The organism is Shimia sp. (assembly GCF_039969785.1).
Classification (GTDB): Bacteria; Pseudomonadota; Alphaproteobacteria; order Rhodobacterales; family Rhodobacteraceae; genus Shimia.
On sequence record NZ_JBDVNC010000048.1, the window covers coordinates 1 to 16,766 of the forward strand.

20 protein-coding genes are annotated in these 16,766 nt (G+C 55.9%); 12 read left to right on the forward strand and 8 right to left on the reverse strand.

Translation table 11 applies throughout. The features are described from left to right. Positions 1-297 precede the first annotated feature (297 nt). A complete protein-coding gene (locus ABJI08_RS20795; protein WP_348403763.1) occupies positions 298-1,239 on the forward strand; it encodes a DMT family transporter in 942 nt (313 codons plus the stop codon). Here the strand turns inward: ABJI08_RS20795 and ABJI08_RS20800 are convergent. Next, entirely contained in the window at positions 1,163-1,843 is a 681-nt protein-coding gene (locus tag ABJI08_RS20800) for a thiamine diphosphokinase (RefSeq protein ID WP_348403764.1), read from the reverse strand. The two genes, ABJI08_RS20795 and ABJI08_RS20800, sit on opposite strands and share 77 nt — an antisense overlap. Before the next feature lie 140 nt (positions 1,844-1,983). On the opposite strand from ABJI08_RS20800, the gene ABJI08_RS20805 reads away from it, so the two are divergent. Next, positions 1,984-4,404, forward strand: a complete 2,421-nt coding sequence (locus ABJI08_RS20805; RefSeq protein ID WP_348403765.1) for a hypothetical protein — start codon at positions 1,984-1,986, stop codon at positions 4,402-4,404. 47 nt (positions 4,405-4,451) lie between these two features. Here ABJI08_RS20805 and ABJI08_RS20810 read toward each other — a convergent pair whose 3' ends face one another. After that, positions 4,452-4,685 (reverse strand): DUF2842 domain-containing protein, encoded by a 234-nt coding sequence (locus ABJI08_RS20810; protein ID WP_348403766.1) that lies wholly within the window; start codon positions 4,683-4,685, stop codon positions 4,452-4,454. Positions 4,686-4,724: 39 nt separating this feature from the next. Continuing rightward, positions 4,725-6,020, reverse strand: a complete 1,296-nt coding sequence (locus ABJI08_RS20815; RefSeq protein WP_348403767.1) for an adenylosuccinate synthase — start codon at positions 6,018-6,020, stop codon at positions 4,725-4,727. A 144-nt stretch (positions 6,021-6,164) separates the two neighbouring features. Between ABJI08_RS20815 and ABJI08_RS20820 the strand changes: the two genes are divergently transcribed. After that, complete coding sequence (locus tag ABJI08_RS20820; protein WP_348403768.1) at positions 6,165-6,560, forward strand: DUF6524 family protein; 396 nt, start codon at positions 6,165-6,167, stop codon at positions 6,558-6,560. A 117-nt stretch (positions 6,561-6,677) separates the two neighbouring features. On the opposite strand, the gene ABJI08_RS20825 is transcribed toward ABJI08_RS20820, so the two are convergent. Genes ABJI08_RS20825 through ABJI08_RS20840 form a run of 4 tightly spaced genes read right to left on the reverse strand, consistent with a single transcriptional unit; the run spans position 6,678 to position 8,655 of the window. Continuing rightward, positions 6,678-7,001: a nitrile hydratase accessory protein gene (locus tag ABJI08_RS20825; RefSeq protein ID WP_348403769.1), complete on the reverse strand. Its 324-nt coding sequence runs from the start codon at positions 6,999-7,001 to the stop codon at positions 6,678-6,680. Then, positions 6,998-7,666 (reverse strand): nitrile hydratase subunit beta, encoded by a 669-nt coding sequence (gene nthB / locus ABJI08_RS20830; protein ID WP_348403770.1) that lies wholly within the window; start codon positions 7,664-7,666, stop codon positions 6,998-7,000. The genes ABJI08_RS20825 and nthB overlap by 4 nt, the downstream gene beginning before the upstream one ends. Next, a complete protein-coding gene (gene nthA, locus ABJI08_RS20835; RefSeq protein ID WP_348403771.1) occupies positions 7,663-8,277 on the reverse strand; it encodes a nitrile hydratase subunit alpha in 615 nt (204 codons plus the stop codon). Before nthA ends, nthB begins: the two co-directional genes overlap by 4 nt. Positions 8,278-8,334: 57 nt before the next feature. Beyond that, complete coding sequence (locus ABJI08_RS20840; protein WP_348403772.1) at positions 8,335-8,655, reverse strand: hypothetical protein; 321 nt, start codon at positions 8,653-8,655, stop codon at positions 8,335-8,337. A gap of 225 nt (positions 8,656-8,880) precedes the next feature. Between ABJI08_RS20840 and secG the strand changes: the two genes are divergently transcribed. The 3 genes from secG (at position 8,881) to ABJI08_RS20855 (ending at position 11,803) form a co-directional block, all read left to right on the forward strand. After that, positions 8,881-9,243, forward strand: a complete 363-nt coding sequence (gene secG / locus ABJI08_RS20845; protein WP_348403773.1) for a preprotein translocase subunit SecG — start codon at positions 8,881-8,883, stop codon at positions 9,241-9,243. Positions 9,244-9,424: 181 nt separating this feature from the next. Continuing rightward, positions 9,425-11,068 (forward strand): CTP synthase, encoded by a 1,644-nt coding sequence (locus ABJI08_RS20850; RefSeq protein ID WP_348403774.1) that lies wholly within the window; start codon positions 9,425-9,427, stop codon positions 11,066-11,068. Between the two features lie 240 nt (positions 11,069-11,308). Next, entirely contained in the window at positions 11,309-11,803 is a 495-nt protein-coding gene (locus ABJI08_RS20855; protein ID WP_348403775.1) for a GNAT family N-acetyltransferase, read from the forward strand. 242 nt (positions 11,804-12,045) lie between these two features. Here the strand turns inward: ABJI08_RS20855 and ABJI08_RS20860 are convergent, their stop codons facing one another. Continuing rightward, the gene (locus tag ABJI08_RS20860; RefSeq protein ID WP_348403776.1) at positions 12,046-12,882 is read right to left on the reverse strand and encodes a c-type cytochrome; all 837 of its coding nucleotides are present in this window, start codon (positions 12,880-12,882) and stop codon (positions 12,046-12,048) included. A gap of 188 nt (positions 12,883-13,070) precedes the next feature. Here ABJI08_RS20860 and ABJI08_RS20865 point away from each other — a divergent pair, with 188 nt between their 5' ends. From ABJI08_RS20865 to ABJI08_RS20890, 6 genes are all read left to right on the forward strand, one after another. Continuing rightward, the gene (locus tag ABJI08_RS20865; protein WP_348403777.1) at positions 13,071-13,742 is read left to right on the forward strand and encodes a hypothetical protein; all 672 of its coding nucleotides are present in this window, start codon (positions 13,071-13,073) and stop codon (positions 13,740-13,742) included. Positions 13,743-13,882: 140 nt separating this feature from the next. Next, positions 13,883-14,176, forward strand: a complete 294-nt coding sequence (locus ABJI08_RS20870) for a DUF1330 domain-containing protein (RefSeq protein ID WP_348403778.1) — start codon at positions 13,883-13,885, stop codon at positions 14,174-14,176. Beyond that, entirely contained in the window at positions 14,173-14,601 is a 429-nt protein-coding gene (locus ABJI08_RS20875; protein WP_348403779.1) for a TerB family tellurite resistance protein, read from the forward strand. Before ABJI08_RS20870 ends, ABJI08_RS20875 begins: the two co-directional genes overlap by 4 nt. Before the next feature lie 72 nt (positions 14,602-14,673). Further along, positions 14,674-15,114 carry a TerB family tellurite resistance protein gene (locus ABJI08_RS20880; protein ID WP_348403780.1) on the forward strand — a complete coding sequence of 147 codons (441 nt, stop codon included), beginning with the start codon at positions 14,674-14,676 and terminating at the stop codon, positions 15,112-15,114. After that, the gene (locus tag ABJI08_RS20885; protein ID WP_348403781.1) at positions 15,111-15,845 is read left to right on the forward strand and encodes a PhnD/SsuA/transferrin family substrate-binding protein; all 735 of its coding nucleotides are present in this window, start codon (positions 15,111-15,113) and stop codon (positions 15,843-15,845) included. The genes ABJI08_RS20880 and ABJI08_RS20885 overlap by 4 nt, the downstream gene beginning before the upstream one ends. Before the next feature lie 126 nt (positions 15,846-15,971). Next, positions 15,972-16,745 (forward strand): ATP-binding cassette domain-containing protein, encoded by a 774-nt coding sequence (locus ABJI08_RS20890; protein ID WP_348403782.1) that lies wholly within the window; start codon positions 15,972-15,974, stop codon positions 16,743-16,745. Positions 16,746-16,766: the final 21 nt, after the last annotated feature.

A 16,766-nucleotide genomic window follows, 5' to 3' on the forward strand; every position in this document is an offset into this window, starting at 1 on the left:
GGCCTGCCCAAAACACGCTCCGGCAAAATCATGCGCCGCATCCTGCGAAAAATCGCAGAAAACGACTTCGGAGCCCTCGGAGACACCTCAACTCTCGCCGAACCAGCCGTCGTCGATGACCTCATCAAAAACAGAATGAACACCTAGGCACACATGCCCGCAGTGGCAGTTCTGATGAGAAATACCAAACGGGCCGGCAACCATGTCGGCCCGTATATTAAGGTGTATTGCATAATCCAACGTCAACCTATGGGTTATTGGATTGCTTTCCCGGAAAACAGATCGTAGCGTTCGCGTATGGCGCAAGACCGACCCCTTCTCGGCATCACTTTAATGCTGTGCTTTTGCATTCTGGCTCCGATGGGGGATGCGGTGGCTAAAATTCTATCTACTTCTGTTCCGATTGGGGAAACCTTACTTGTGCGCTTTGGCGTACAGGCGCTGGTGCTGATCCCAATCATTGCCATCACCAGGCGTCCGTGGCGCATGCGCAAACGCATTCTCGGGCTTGTCGCTCTCCGGACTGCGCTGCACATCATCGGCATTGGCGCCATGTTTCTTGCCCTGCGCCACCTGCCGCTTGCGGACGCGGTGGCCATTGCCTTTGTCATGCCGTTCCTGATGCTTCTGCTCGGCAAATTTGTATTGAACGAAGAAGTCGGGATGCGCCGCCTGCTGGCGTGTATCGTTGGGTTCATCGGTACGCTTCTTGTCATCCAGCCAAGCTTTGTCGAAGTTGGTCCACCGGCGCTTTTGCCTTTGGTCGTTGCCGTGGTGTTTTCCCTGTTCATGCTGGTGACACGCCAGATCGCCAAAGAGGTAGATCCGATTTCACTTCAAGCCGTCAGTGGAGTCATGGCCGTTACGGTCACCTTGCCAGCGCTGGCCTTGGGCTTTGTTTTTGACATGCCTGAAATGAAGATAATTGTTCCCGACACAACGACCATGGCGTTGCTTTTGACCATTGGGTTGCTTGGAACGGCCGCGCATTTGCTCATGACATGGTCACTGCGCTATGCACCTTCTGCGACGCTTGCCCCTATGCAATATCTGGAAATCCCAATCGCTACCCTGATCGGCTGGATCGTGTTTTCCGACCTGCCCAATGGGCTGGCAGCCACAGGGATACTGATCACAATCGCGGCGGGTCTCTATATTGTGTTCAGAGAGCGGGCCATGAGCCGGGCTGCACAGCAAGCTCCAGAACCACTTTCTCCAGTTGATCACGCGGCAGAATAATCAACATCTTTGGTGCAGTCATCTCAAACGTCACCGGACCCAACGCCTGATTTGATGTGCCAATCCGCCCGTCTGGCGTGAACACCAACCCATTGATCGGCCAACGTAGCCCATCAGAGACACCCTCGACCAAGCCCATCGGAAACAACGACACCCGTGTGCCTGCCTCCAGCGACAGCGCAATCGAGGGCGGTGCCAAAAACGCGATATCGGTATCACTAAGAAGAATACAACGCTTATCCGGATGACGCACCAGGGCGTTGTAACAGGCCAGTTGGTGATCCAGCCGCGCCCCCGTAAACCCAACCCCAAGGATCAAAGGCGCCGTCACGGACCGCAGTGATTTCTCAAAATCGGTGCTTTCCTGCTCGGACATTCTGTGGATACGATCCGCTGGAACACCCTGTACAACCGTCCCGTCCAGCGAATCCATGTCGCCAATAACAGCCTCTGGCATTAACCCGGCTTCCAGACAATGCGCTGCCCCACCATCCGCCGACACAAGAGTCGGAGCGACGTCAAGACAGCGAATAATGTCCTTTTTGTCGACCTGACCCGCGCCAACCAGCGTGATTGGTTCCGAACTGTGAACAATAGCCCTCATAGACGGCGATTTCCTTTAGCATTGATCAACATGACACAAATTGGCCGCAAAATGATACGCTGCCTTCCACAGAATCGGTCACGTTTCGTCGTTCCTCTCGTGGTAAACAGAATGTCGAGTAGTGCAAAGGACCAGCTTCAATGGTTACGAATAACAAAGTTCTTACGGTTTCCTACGGGACATTCTCGTGCACCCTGGAAGGGTTCGAGGATTCTTTCGACACAATGAAAGCCATCGCGGAGTATTTTCGCGATCTGGCTGGCGATGATCGCTATTTTGGCGCCGAACCGCCGACGCCGGATGCGGAAATGCTGGCGCGGATCGCCGAACGTGAAATTGAACGGCGCGTACAGGCACGTGTTGATCACGGTGCAATTGTATTAAGTGCCGCATCCCCAACACCAGCAGCCGCTGACCCAGTCAAAGAGGAAACGATTGCCGAGCCGGTCGCTGAGCCTGTGGTTGAAACTGAACCTGCAGATGAAGCACCTGTTGAAGACGTTGAAGAAACTGCAGAAGTGCCCGAAATTGTAGACGTTACCGACGAAATATTGACTGACGAGGTGATTGAAGCACCTGCTCAGAGCGCCGACGAGTCCGTTTCCGATGATCTGGTTGATGAGACTGTTGCCGACGATCTGGTTGACGACGTCGCTGCGCAAGACACCGCCGCATCGCAAGAGGTTGAAGTTGCCGACGTTCTCGCCGCTGTTGCTGCAGATACCGCTGTTGAACCCACAACCGAGACCGAAGAAGCTGCGGAAGAACAGGTTGCAGTTCCAGATCTGGAAGCGGCTTTCGAAGAGCAGGACTTTGACTTGACCAACGTCCAGCAGGCCGTTGCATTTGAGGACGCGAAACCTGAGATTGCTGAACCTGAAATGGTTGAAGCTGTCGAAGAAGAAGTTGTTGAAGTCCGTTCAGAAGGCTTCGCGCAGGACGAAGAAGATGTTGCCGACGCTGAAGAAGTTTCTGAAGCGGTGTCTGAGGCCACTGATCTGGACAGCATCTCTGAGCAGTTGAACGACGCCGAAGAGGAAGACGAAATTGATCTTTTCGCTGAAGATCAGGATAGATCCGAAGCAGACGTCGAATTGGAAGACGTTGCAGATGCACAGGAAAAAGTATTCGCTGACTGGGAGGATGACGATACCAGCGAAGATGCTGCGCCCGAATTCGAAGAAAACTCTATTGCTGCCAAGCTCGAACGCATCCGTGCGGTTGTTTCGCGTGTCGAAAATGACCCCGAAGACGACTTCTCTGAAGACGAACATGCCGAAGATTTCCAGCAAGAAGACAACATTCTGGCTGACCTTGAAGACACAGCTCAGCAAGATGACGAAGACGACGCTGACATCTCTCCTTTCGAAGCCGAGGCAGCTTCATCTAATCCACTGCGGGCGCGCGTCGTGCGCATGAAAAAGGCTGACTTTGAAGAAGCCGTCGCATCTGGTCTTCTGGAAGCTGAACCGGTTGACGAAGACGAAGAAGAAGACGCACCGGTTGCCAATGGATCCAGCCTGACTCCAGAAGACGAAGCCGATCTTTTGGCGGAATTGGCCGAGGTTGAAGCCGAACTCAAGCGCGCCGACGCCAACGAGGCGACAGCAGCAGAAGCGGCTGTTGCAGAGGCAGAAACAGACGCGGCTTTTGAGCAGGGCGCAGATGAAGATCAGGCGCCTGATCCTGCCCCGGAAAGCAAGGATGACACGTCCGCGAAAGAAGCCGCATTTGTTTTGACCGAACCGGTCTTGACACTGGATCAGCCCGAAGAGCAGATCGCGGACGAGGAAGCAACTCCGCAAGAGGCCAAGCCTGTTGCCAAAGGCGAAGACGACCTGTCGCGCCTGATGGCCAAGGCCGAAAGCGAAATGGAAGAGCCCGAAGGCAACCGCCGCCGTCGCGCCATCGCTCATTTGCGTGCCGCGGTCAAAGCCACCAAGGCTGAAAAAGATGCCGGGTCCGATCTGACCAAACGCGACGTCTCTAATATTTACCGCGATGATCTGGCCAGCGTGGTACGCGCCGTGCCTGCGGACGATAAAGCAGACAAGCCACGCGCCACCGCAGAGCGCCCTTCGGCGCCACCGCTTAAGTTGGTGGCCGAACAGCGCATTGATTCGCCCGAACCTGCTGCTGAGGCAGCTGAGGAGGTCATCCAAGACGACACCACACCGCGCGTTCCTGTTCGTCCGCGCCGCGTGTCCACCGACCGGAAGGACCGCGAGGAAATCGCGCGTTCTGCTGCCCCGGTCGGTTCTTCTTCTGCCAGCAAGGGCGGGTTCATTGACTATGCCCAAAGCGTTGGCGCCTCGCGGCTGCCAGAAATTCTCGAAGCTGCCGCCGCCTATGTCACGTTTGTCGAAGGCCATGATCGCTTTTCACGCCCGATGCTGATGCGACTGGCCCGCGACGCCAACGAAGAAGATTTCTCGCGTGAGGTTGGTTTGCGCAGCTTTGGCCAATTGCTGCGGGAAAAGAAAATCGAAAAAATCGCTGGCGGACGTTTCACCGCCAACGCATCAATCAACTACAAACCCGACGACCGGGCTGTTGGTTGATCTGAACACCCAACGAAAGAAAAAGGCGGCCCCGGTGGCCGCCTTTTTTATTTGTCCTGCTCTGGTTTTTCATCCGGATCAGCTTGTCCAATCCCTTTGAAGACGGATTTGAACGGTAAAATCCACACGATCCCAAGACCGACATAAATGGCCAGTTCAACAAGGATCGAAGGACGATCAAACAAAGCCACGAGATTGACGGCCACGACCACATAAACCGGCAGTCCAACCACCAGAACCAGGATCGCCACGCGCTTTCGCGCTTTGTAGCTCAACGCCATGCCTGTCCCCTTATTCCCGATCTTACAGACATTACGGCCTCAATCGGCAAACGGATCAGTGACAAGAATGGTGTCATCACGCTCCGGTGACGTCGACAGCATTGCCACAGGGCAATTGATCAACTCTTCCACACGGCGCACATATTTGATCGCATTGGCCGGCAATTCCGCCCAGCTGCGTGCACCCTCGGTCGATTCTGACCAGCCCGGCATTTCTTCGTAGATGGGCGTACAGCGCGCCTGTTGATCCGCAGCGGTCGGCAAATAGTCCAGGCGATTGCCGTCCAGATCATAGCCCACGCATATTTTGAGCACGTCAAACCCGTCCAGCACATCCAGCTTGGTCAACGCGATCCCGCTGACACCTGACGTCGCACAGGTCTGGCGCAACAGCGCCGCATCAAACCAACCACAGCGACGTTTGCGCCCTGTTGTTGTGCCAAATTCACGCCCACGCTCGCCCAGCCGCTGACCATCATCGTCAAACAGTTCGGTCGGGAACGGCCCCTCACCCACGCGGGTGGTATAGGCCTTAACGATACCCAGAACAAAATCGATCGAGTTTGGTCCAATCCCAACACCCGTCGCAGCCTGACCCGAAATCACGTTGGACGATGTCACAAATGGATATGTCCCGAAATCAATGTCCAGCAACGCGCCCTGCGCACCTTCAAACAAGATACGGCGGCCGGCTTTGCGCTTTTCGTTCAATACTTTCCAAACAGGGGCAGCAAACGGCAGGATCAGCGATGCGACATCGCGCAGTTTGGCGATTAATGCGTCCCGATCAACCGGCTCGATGCCCAATCCTTTGCGCAGCGGATCATGGTGCTGCAACGCGCGATCAACGCGGGCAATCAATGTCGCCTCATCCGCCAGATCAGCAACACGAATGGCGCGGCGCCCGACCTTGTCTTCGTAACATGGTCCAATACCGCGCCCGGTTGTGCCAATCTTGGTGCCTTTGCTGGATGCCTCTTCGCGTGCCCGGTCCAGTTCGCCATGAATTGGCAGAATCAGCGGCGTATTTTCCGCGATCATCAACGTCTCGGGGCTGATTTCAACGCCCTGTGCACGCACCGTTTCAATCTCATTGATCAGATGCCAGGGGTCTAGGACCACACCATTGCCGATCACGCTCAGCTTGCCACCGCGCACAACGCCCGAAGGCAGCGCGTGCAGCTTGTAGACCTTGCCATCAATGACCAGCGTATGGCCCGCGTTATGTCCGCCCTGAAACCGGGCGATGACGTCTGCACGCTCGCTCAGCCAATCGACGATCTTGCCTTTTCCTTCGTCGCCCCACTGAGCGCCCACGACAACCACATTGGCCATGACCGAGTCCTTTTTCCCATGTGCAAACCCGCGTCCTTTTAGCCATGTTCATCGCGACACGAAACCGCAAATTCGACGCAGCACTGGACATGGCGCCCTATTTTGCGCAAACCATGGGAAAAAAAGCCGAATGAGGGGTCCGAAATGGGGCTGTTGCTGCGTTGGATCTTTGCCTTCCTTTTGTTGGCACTGACCTTCAACCCAACCAAGTGGAGTTATATCCACTGGAGCATGGAGAATTACATCGAGGAAACACCGCTGGCGGTATTGCTCGGCCTCCTGCTGGTGATCGGTTACATCATCTATTTGCGGGCAACCATCCGCTCAATTGGCGGCTTTGGCATGTTTCTGGTGTTGGCAGTTGTCGCTGCGCTGATCTGGGTTCTTTACGACTGGGGCATTCTGCGGCTGGACAACCGCGACCAGAATACATGGATCGCAATTTTGGCCCTGTCGATTGTTCTGGGCATCGGGCTTGGCTGGTCCATCGTGCGACGAATGTTGTCTGGTCAGTATGACATGGATGACATCGACAGCTGATTAATCGCTGCCAGGCAAATCATCTAAAATCTTTTTTCTTACAAAATCTTACACGACAAAGCTGAATGATCACATAAACGGCATTCAGGATATACCCGACCCATCCCAAGTGCCGCGTTATCCAGCGGCAGAAAGCTTCACTGGCTTGCCATGTGGCGTATTCAGATAGGCCTGCTCCCAAGCCGCGCGCATGGTTTCGATGCCGTGCTCTTCGGCCAGTCCCAGCTGTTTCAACACGCCTTCCAGCGTTTCCAGCCAGGCGTTGAAATAGTCCTCGCCCCCGTCCAGCTCTCTCGTCAGACCGTGGCGTTTCAATGTCGCGCCAAATGCCTGCGTCCACTCAGGCCAGCCAAAATGGCCCGCCTCATTCAGATGCACAGTCAGCGCAAAAACCTGTGCATGCCAGGGGGCTTCAAATACCGGTTCAGGTCGTTTCGTCATGCCGGCTCCAGATAACTTTGCCACAAATCCAATACCACTTCGTCGCCATCCTGCGCCTCCTCCCCCCACAAATCGCGGGCTGAAAAGGCCACAGCATAAAGCGGCTCTGCCGCCTCACCTAATCCGTGAGCGTTGGAATCCGGCAACACATGTGTCCCGTGCCGCAGCACAATTTCGCCCTGAATTCCTGACGCATAGACCGGCAAACGTGTGTGCCCGCCCGTCACCTTGGTATTTCGCGCCGGTCGGCGTGTGCGCACGGCCTCCCCAACAGAGAATCGCGCCTCAACATCTGGGCGCGTATACGGACTGCCTTGGGCCAGAACACCCGCCACTTTGTCGGCTTTCAGCACGCGGTCGGCCAACTCAGACAGCCCCGCACCATGCCCGGTCGTCAATTCCACACGCGTGATAACGCCGCGCTCCACCAACATATCCGCCAGCGCCGCCAACCATTTTTCATAATATGAAAAGCGGCTGTAATCCTTCGGGCTTAGCGATTCCCGCGCGTGACGGGAAATGTCAATGTTCCACTGCCCCAATGACCCGGCTGCCAATGTCAGCGCCAACGCGCGCGCATGCCAGTCTTTGGCGAAAACGGCGTTATCGGTCGGATCAACGGCGCCGTCGCCATAGCGACCACCCATGTCATGCACCCGGCTCATGCGGTTGGCGCCTTTGCCAGCCCGGTGCCAATCATCGAATCGCGCGACACCAGCTCCGCCAATCCCTCGATGTTCATACCGTCGGTGCCTTCGGGGCGCTGAGGCACCACCAGATAGCGAATTTCAGCCGTCGAATCCCAGACCCGCACCTTTTTATCTTCCGGCACCACAATACCGAAATCGGCCAGAACGGCGCGCGGCTCGCGCACCACACGCGCGCGATAGGCGTCAGATTTGTACCAGCCGGGCGGGATACCCAGCAATGGCCACGGGTAACAGCTACACAGCGTACACACGACAACGTTGTGCACAGCGTCTGTGTTTTCCACAAACACCATGTGTTCGCCCTGCCGCCCATACATCTCCATGTCCTGCAATCGCGGCATCGGGTCGGTCAGCATCTCCTGGCGAAACGCATCATCCGCCCACATCCGCGCCACAACTTCGGCGCCGATCTGGGGGCCAATCCGGCTTTGATACGTGTCGATTATTTCATCCAGAGCCGCAGGATCAATTAATCCCTTTTCGGTCAGAATGGTTTCCAAGGCCCGCACCCGAAGTGCGGGATCAGGGGGCAGTAACGAATGTGAGTGGTCATGATCATGAGGCATTATAGAAATTGACCTGAACCCAATTGCCTTGTCCAGCATGATTTTGGCAATCTCGCCCTAACGACGGTCCTGGGAATTGGCGCGTTTGGCAACATTCGCGCGGATTTCCTGATCGTCAATTTCACCCTGAAAGCCTTCGGCGGCCACCAATCCGGGGTATTTCTTGCGATACTTTGCAGTGCAATCTATTTCATCGGGAAATGGCCTGACCCGAACATGCCTGTATGTATAGGTCGCATGCTGCTGCGTGATATACCCACATTTCCAGCCGATTTCATTTGCCATGACCGGGGTCGGAGACACGCTGGTGGCAGCCGCCAGCACCAGAAAATGCGCAGTCACTGATAGGGGTAATAATGAGATTTTTTTACGTTGCATTTTGCACTCCGCATTAGGTTTGGAATGCCTCAAGGGTAGTCCGGGGCAGGCAACACGCAGAAAACACTTTGTCGGCATAGAACCGTGGGAAAACTTGATCGTATTTGATTTGCCCGCTTTGATCCGAAATCCACACGTCTTTACCGCGAAACCACCTTGCCCCCGGCGATAAACTTGCCTACATAGCGCGCTGAACCAACCGAATGCTCGCTCAGACAGGTCTCTATGGAAAACGTCGTTCTCATCATCCACCTTGTTCTTGCACTGACCCTGATTGGGGTTGTGTTGATGCAGCGTTCCGAAGGCGGTGGCCTTGGAATGGGCGGCGGCGGCGGTGGTGCCATGTCTGGCCGCGCAGCAGCGACCGCGTTGGGTAAGTTCACCTGGGTGATTGCAGCCGCGTTTATCACAACGTCCATCGCGTTGACCGTGATTGCCGCGCAAAACTCTGCATCCAGCTCTGTGTTTGATCGTTTGGGCACGCAAGCGCCTGCCGAAGAAAGCTCGGTTCCGGCTGTACCGTCGGGTGACTCACTTCTGCCTCCGGGCGAAGGTGATTCCAGCCCGCTTCTGCCGCGCGCCGATTGATCACCTGGCCCAAGCGGGCCACTACCATAGCTTGAGGCAAAAAATCCGGTCGCAACAGCATCTTGCGATCCGGTTGCCAAACGCTTGCGAATCCTGATATACTTAAGTCCCGTGATGCAGTGACAGTTTCGACTGTCCCGGGCGCACAGAATTTTGACGATCACGGGGGATGGCCAACCAAATGGCACGCTATATTTTCATTACCGGCGGTGTGGTTTCTTCTCTGGGCAAGGGGCTGGCCTCTGCGGCTCTCGGAGCATTGCTACAGGCGCGCGGTTACACGGTCCGCCTTCGCAAACTGGATCCTTATCTGAACGTCGATCCGGGCACGATGTCCCCGTTTGAGCACGGCGAAGTGTTTGTCACCGATGACGGCGCGGAAACCGATCTGGACCTTGGCCATTACGAACGTTTCACTGGCGTTCCGGCGCGCATGACCGATTCAGTTTCGTCAGGACGTATCTATTCCAACGTGCTCGAAAACGAACGACGCGGCGATTATCTGGGAAAAACAATTCAGGTCGTGCCGCACGTCACCAACGAGATCAAAGATTTCATCAATGTCGGTGACGACGAAGTTGACTTCATGCTGTGCGAAATCGGCGGCACGGTTGGTGACATCGAAGGCCTGCCCTTTTTCGAAGCCATCCGCCAGTTCAGCCACGACAAACCCCGGGGCCAGTGCATTTTCATGCATCTGACCCTGCTGCCCTATCTCGCGGCCTCGGGTGAGCTTAAGACCAAGCCAACCCAGCACTCGGTCAAGGAACTGCAATCCATCGGGATCGCACCTGACATTCTGGTCTGCCGCTCGGAACATCCGATCCCGGAAAAAGAGCGCGGTAAAATTGCGTTGTTCTGTAACGTGCGCAAAGAATCTGTGGTGGCCGCCTACGATCTGAAATCGATTTACGAGGCTCCGCTGGCCTATCACCGCGAAGGGTTGGATCAGGCCGTGCTGGACGCCTTTGGCATCGCCCCTGCACCACGCCCGGACCTGCGGGTCTGGCAAGATGTGGTGGATCGCATCCACAACACAGATGGCAAAGTCAACATCGCCATTGTTGGCAAATACACCCAGCTAGAAGACGCTTATAAGTCGATCAAAGAGGCGTTGACGCATGGCGGCATGCACAACCGCGTCAAGGTAAACGTCTCTTGGGTCGATGCCGAGGTGTTCGACAAAGAAGACGCAGCCCCCTATCTCGAAGGCTATGACGCCATACTGGTGCCCGGCGGATTTGGCGAACGCGGCACCGAAGGCAAGATCAAAGCTGCCCAGTTCGCCCGCGAACGCAAAGTGCCCTATCTGGGCATCTGTCTGGGCATGCAAATGGCCGTGATCGAAGCGGCCCGCAATGTCGCCGGGATCACATCGGCCGGCTCAGAAGAGTTTGACCACGAAGCAGGCCAGAAACGGTTCGAACCTGTGGTCTATCACCTCAAGGAATGGGTTCAGGGCAACGCCAAAGTCACGCGCAAGCAAGACGACAACAAAGGCGGCACAATGCGCCTGGGCGCCTATGACGCGGTGCTAACCGACAAGTCCCGCGTGGCAGACGTCTATGGCGCAACCGCCATCGAAGAACGCCACCGTCACCGGTACGAGGTCGACACAACCTATCGCGACAAGCTTGAAGACTGCGGTCTGAAATTTTCCGGCATGTCCCCTGACGGGCGATTGCCGGAAATCGTGGAATGGGCGGATCATCCATGGTTCATCGGCGTTCAGTTCCACCCGGAACTCAAATCCAAACCGTTTGACCCCCACCCCCTGTTCCGCGACTTTGTGCGCGCCGCCAAAGAAAACTCGCGACTGGTTTAAAACGATCATGCGCCTGTTCCCCGGAACGGGCGCTTTGATCCAGGGCTGGCAGGGCATGATCTCTGGGGCCGCGGCGCCCTCAGCCGTTTTTGGACTGAACACCGCAGGGTTCCGTGGTCGCCCCCCATTTGGTGCATCCTCTATCGTTTCGGGATTTTTAAGCGGTTCCCCGCGAACTGGATTTCAATCGAATTTTCAAATATCCTTCATTTTTGAGATTTTCACAGATTGACACGTCACATGGACACCCACGAATATCGCTGTGCTTTACCAACCGATGCAAGGCGCTGCTTTGATGTAGAGACATCAGCCTACAATGGCGATGAATCAGCGACGCTTGGAAAGATTTCAAAGCGTATCGCGAACTATCCTGAGGGCTTTTTGATCCTTGAAATGAATAACACTGTTGTTGGCTTCATAAACAGCGGGTGCGCCCATAACGTTGAAATGTCTGACGAGGATTTCAAAGAACTCATTGGCCACGATCCGTCTGCGCCGAATGTCGTGATCATGTCCGTGGTGGTTGATCCGGAATTTCAGGGGCGGGGTTTATCCGCCGCTCTTATGTCGGAATTCGTCAAACGAATGACAGGCGCGAAAAAGGAAACCATCCACCTTATGTGCAAAGAGCACCACGTTCCGCTCTACGAGAAGTTTGGCTATCGCTATACGCAACCTTCTGCGTCTGATCACGGAGGCGTGCAGTGGCATGAGATGGTGATGGACCTCCTCTAGTTTTAAAACAATAGATCGGACACAAAGCAGGCCTTCGAGGGGCGTTCAATGGCTGGTATGTGAACAAGGAAATTGGGGAGCTTCAAGGCAATCATAACCTTCAACTTCGATCACCCCACCCTGCAAATCCAGCTTCCCACTTTCCGCCCTACCGCTTTTCCAATCCGACACACATCAAACGCACAGGGCCCCGGAATCCGGAGCCCATTTTCTTTGGTGATGCTTATTTCTATTTTGGGAAGCTATTTAGCGTCCGGCAATGGCGGCATTTGGCGCAGATACAGAACCACGGCATTCAGATCGTCTTCTGTCATGGCCGCATAGTGATGATATCCCATCGGTGGCATCATCCGCGACCCGTCCGGGCGCACGCCTTTGGTGATCATGGCTTTCACCTCTGCATCCGAATACCCGGCAAGCCCGTCTTCATGTGGTGTCAAGTTAGACGAAACTGACTTTCCCCAGGGGCCGTGAAACTCAAATCCGCCCGCGCCCAAATGCGTGTCAAATTTTGGCCCTTTGTCGCCAAGCGGGGTATGGCATTCCAGACAATGCGCTACGGGTCCCGCCAGATAGGCACCATATTCCACGCTAACGCCACGTTCCGGCGCGGAAATGCTTTCGATCGGCGGGCCGTATGCGGGGGGAAGCGGAAAGGAATAGGTTGAAAACGGCGTGACGTTATCGCTTGCGGGCACCGTACGGATAAACGCGACAATCGAATGCAGATCATCGTCGGACAATCCACGGTAAAGACCAATTGGCATCGGTGGCCCGATCACGGATCCATCCGGGCGGATGCCTTCACGAATGGCCTTGGCCAGCTCAGCATCGCTCCAATCCGCCACACGACTGCCCGGTGTGATGTTGACCGCCCAAGCCTCCATCGCCGCGCTTTTCTCGACGATGAAGCCGCCCAGTTCGTTGTCCATGTCCGGCCCGTTCGGCGTTTGAGGCGTATGACAATTGCCGCACCCCGCCGGGCCACGAACCAAATATTCACCGCGCTCAACCGACACTTCCGCAGCCGCGAAATGGGCGGATGTCACCAAAAAAATCACTGATAAAGATAGTCGCATTTCCAATCCTCCTAATAAATAAGGTCAAATCTCCTGTCCGCATAAAGCGTCACGTTAAGGGCGGTCAGCGCATTGCCAAAGCATTTTTTGCAAAACCCACGGTCGTCACCGCACCTGACCACCCTAGCCTCAACACCAAATTCGGGAAAACCTTTGGCGAATTTACATTCCGCGCGTATCCTGACGGCATGCGTATCATTCCGGTTCTCACCCTGTGCAGCACCCTGATCGCCACTGCAGCCGCAGCGTGCGACGCGCCCGTTTGCGTGGTGGATGCCGAAACTCTGTCGCTTTCCCGCACCATCACCTTTGATGATCAGCCCAGTTCCTTTGGTGTTGGTCGTCAGGTCGAAAAGGTGCTGGTGCAACCCGGCGTGTCCTTTGGGGAACGCTTTGCCGGCCAGGATCTGACACGCGAAGGCAATTTTGACAGGGTTGGCGGCACCGCACTTGCCCCACTCACCGTCCTGCCCGGTGCCCCCGGCGAAACGCTGGGCATTCTGCGCCTGATGGCCACAAGCGTGTTGCACGGCCACGGTCCCGAAGGGTTTCCCAAAGCGGAAGCCACCGGAGAAGGCGCCATTGCGGTGCTGTTTGAAAATGACCAGTCCGCCGTTGCGTTTGATATTCGCGGCGGCGAACAAGGCGTGGCCATCGTGACATTCCTGCGCCGCGACGGAACCGGCATCCACAACCTGACACTTGGTCCCCTGTCCGAGGCGACCTATGGCTTTCAGCGCGCCAATGATACTGCCGATATTGCCGGGTTGATCATCGAAAATGCGGACCCCGAAGGCATCGCGCTGGACAATCTGCGCTTTGAGCGCAACGCCATGCTCAGCTTGTTATCCCTGCGCTGATCCGTATCACCCCTTCGGAGCCCGGCATCCATTTGGGCAACGCCAGCCGGTTTTTTTGACCCGCCCGTGCGCTCAATGCTTGCCAACTCAACCAACTTGTTCCAGCCTCCTGCAAAACAAAAAATTTAACGGGGAACATGATGGCAAAAGGCTATTGGATCGGACGCGTCGACGTCGATAATTTTGAGAAATACAAGAAATACGTAACGGCCAACGCCGCACCATTTGCCGAATATGGTGCGCGCTTTCTGGTGCGGGGCGGTCAATTCGAAAACCCCGAAGGCACATCGCGCAGCCGCAACGTAGTATTGGAATTCCCCTCCTATCAGGCAGCGCTCGACTGTTACAATTCAGCTGGCTATCAGGCCGCCAGGGCGCTGCGCACCCCGGTCAGCGAATGCGATATGGTCATTGTCGAAGGGCATGATGAATGATGTGGGACAATTTGCTGAACCGGTTGCGCGGCAAGTCGGCAACACCCGCCCTGCCGGAACCTGACGAAAAACTCGCACTTGGCGCTCTTCTGGTGCGTGTGGCAAAATCTGACAACCACTATGACGCTGTCGAAATTGGCGAAATCGACCGCATTCTCGCAGGCACATTCCGCCTGAACCCAATCCAGGCCGCAAAAATGCGCGCAACCTGCGAAAAGCTCGAAGCCGCCGCCCCCGGCACACCCGATTTTGCCCTGCTGATCCGCCAAAACGTCGACTATCCACACCGATTGGAAATGGCGCAGGCCTTGTGGCAGGTCATTATGGCCGATGGCGACCACGCCCCCGAAGAAGATGCGACCCTTCAGGAAATCGAATCCATGCTGGGCATTAGCCCGGACGATTCGCTGATCTCACCCAGCTAATGCCGATAGTTGGACCTCGCCCGAACACATGGGGCATTGCGGCGCCCGCGCTGGCATCCTACATCTGAACGCATGTTTGCTGATTTTCTCAAGCGCCTGACCGCTCCCGCCCCTGAACCGCTGAATGATACTGACGCCCGACTGGCCCTGATGGCTTTGTTGGTGCGCATTGCCCGCACCGATGGCGAATATACCGCCGAAGAAGCCGACCAGATCGATCGCATCGCGGCACAACGCTATGGCCTTGGCCCATTTGAGGTCACAGCCTTGCGCAAAGAAGCCGAAACGCTGGAAACCGAAGCCCCCGACACGGTGCGCTTTACCCGGGCCATCAAAGATGCCGTGCCTCTTGATCAACGTATCTCGGTGATCGAGGCCATGTGGCAGATTGTGCTGGCGGACGGGCAACGCGATGCCGAAGAAGACGCGCTGGTGCGTCTGGCGTCCAATTTGCTGGGCATCAGCGACCGCGACAGCGCCATGGCCCGTCAAAGGGTGATCCAAAAGGCATGATCGCCAGCCTTTCCATGTATGACCGTCCCGAGACGGCAGAAGCCAATGACCGGCTTTGGAAAGCAATACGATCCCATCTGACCGACGCGCCCCGCGATTTGACCCGGGACGCGGATGTCTGGTCTGTCTGGCAATCACCCGAACTGATGCTCGCCCAGACCTGCGGCATGCCATACCGCACACGGCTTCATCACCATGTCCGCCTTGTCGCCACCCCTGACTACGGCCTGCCCGGTTGTCCGCCGGGCTATTACAATTCCGTTCTGGTGGCGCATCACACCCAAGCCGCCCAACCGTTATCGGCTTTTGATGGCGCATCCCTCGCCTATAACGAAGCGATGTCGCAATCTGGTTGGGCTGCACCTTTTGCACATTTTACAGAGCATGGGCTAAAAATCGGACCACGCACCGCAACTGGCGCACATCGGGAATCGGCGCAAGCGGTGGCAGAACAACAGGCTGACATCGCCGCGGTTGATGCTCTGACATGGGCGCTGATCCAGCAGTTTGACGATTTCTCAACCAACCTGACCGAGATCGCGCGCACAGCCCCGACACCGGCTCTGCCTTTTATCACAGCACCGAATCGCGACCCTGAACCTATTCGTTGTGCCTTGTCACAGGCTGTCGCGCAATTGTCTGCCGCAGACCGTGGACTTTTGCGGCTCAAAGACATCGTATTTATGCCGGCGCAATCTTATCTGAACGTACCAACGCCGCCTCAACCCTGACCATTTGGACAGATTCTCTGGCAAAACGGCAGAATTCCCCGCGCGTCACTCCTTTTGAACATTGCAATCGCACACTTTTTCATTCCTATTGATGTCCTGAATGCCACGAAAACAATTGGGGTCCCCTTGGCTGATACTGCGCCTGTTCTGCAAATCCGCGACCTGTACAAAGCATATGGTGATCTTGAGGTTATCAAAGGTGTCGACATTACCGCCCATCGTGGCGACGTGGTTTCATTGATCGGTTCTTCGGGATCGGGCAAGTCAACAATTCTCCGCTGCGCCAATTTGCTGGAAGACAGTCAAAAAGGCGAGATCCTGTTCAAAGGTGAACCGGTGTCGTGGAAAGGATCGGGCCATGCCCGTCATCCCAGCGACCCAAACCAAGTTCTGCGCATCCGCACAAATCTCAGCATGGTGTTTCAACAGTTCAACCTGTGGGCCCACATGACCATTCTGCAAAATGTCATGGAGGCACCGGTGACAGTGCTCGGCCGCGACCGGGCCGAAGTCGAAGCTTCGGCGCGCAAATATCTGGACAAGGTCGGCATCGGGGACAAATGCGATGTCTACCCGGCCCAGCTTTCGGGTGGCCAGCAACAGCGCGCTGCGATTGCACGTGGGCTGGCGATGGAACCCGAAGCGCTGCTGTTTGACGAACCGACGTCAGCGCTTGACCCTGAGCTGGAACAAGAAGTTGTGCGCGTGATCAAGGCGCTGGCAGAAGAAGGCCGTACCATGCTGATCGTGACACATGACATGAAAATGGCGCACGACGTGAGCAATCACGTGGTGTTCCTGCATCAGGGCATGATCGAAGAACAAGGTGATCCCAAAACGCTGTTTGGATCGCCAAAATCAGAACGGCTTCAACAATTTCTAAGTTCAACAGCCGCGTAAAAAACAAAAAACCAACCATGG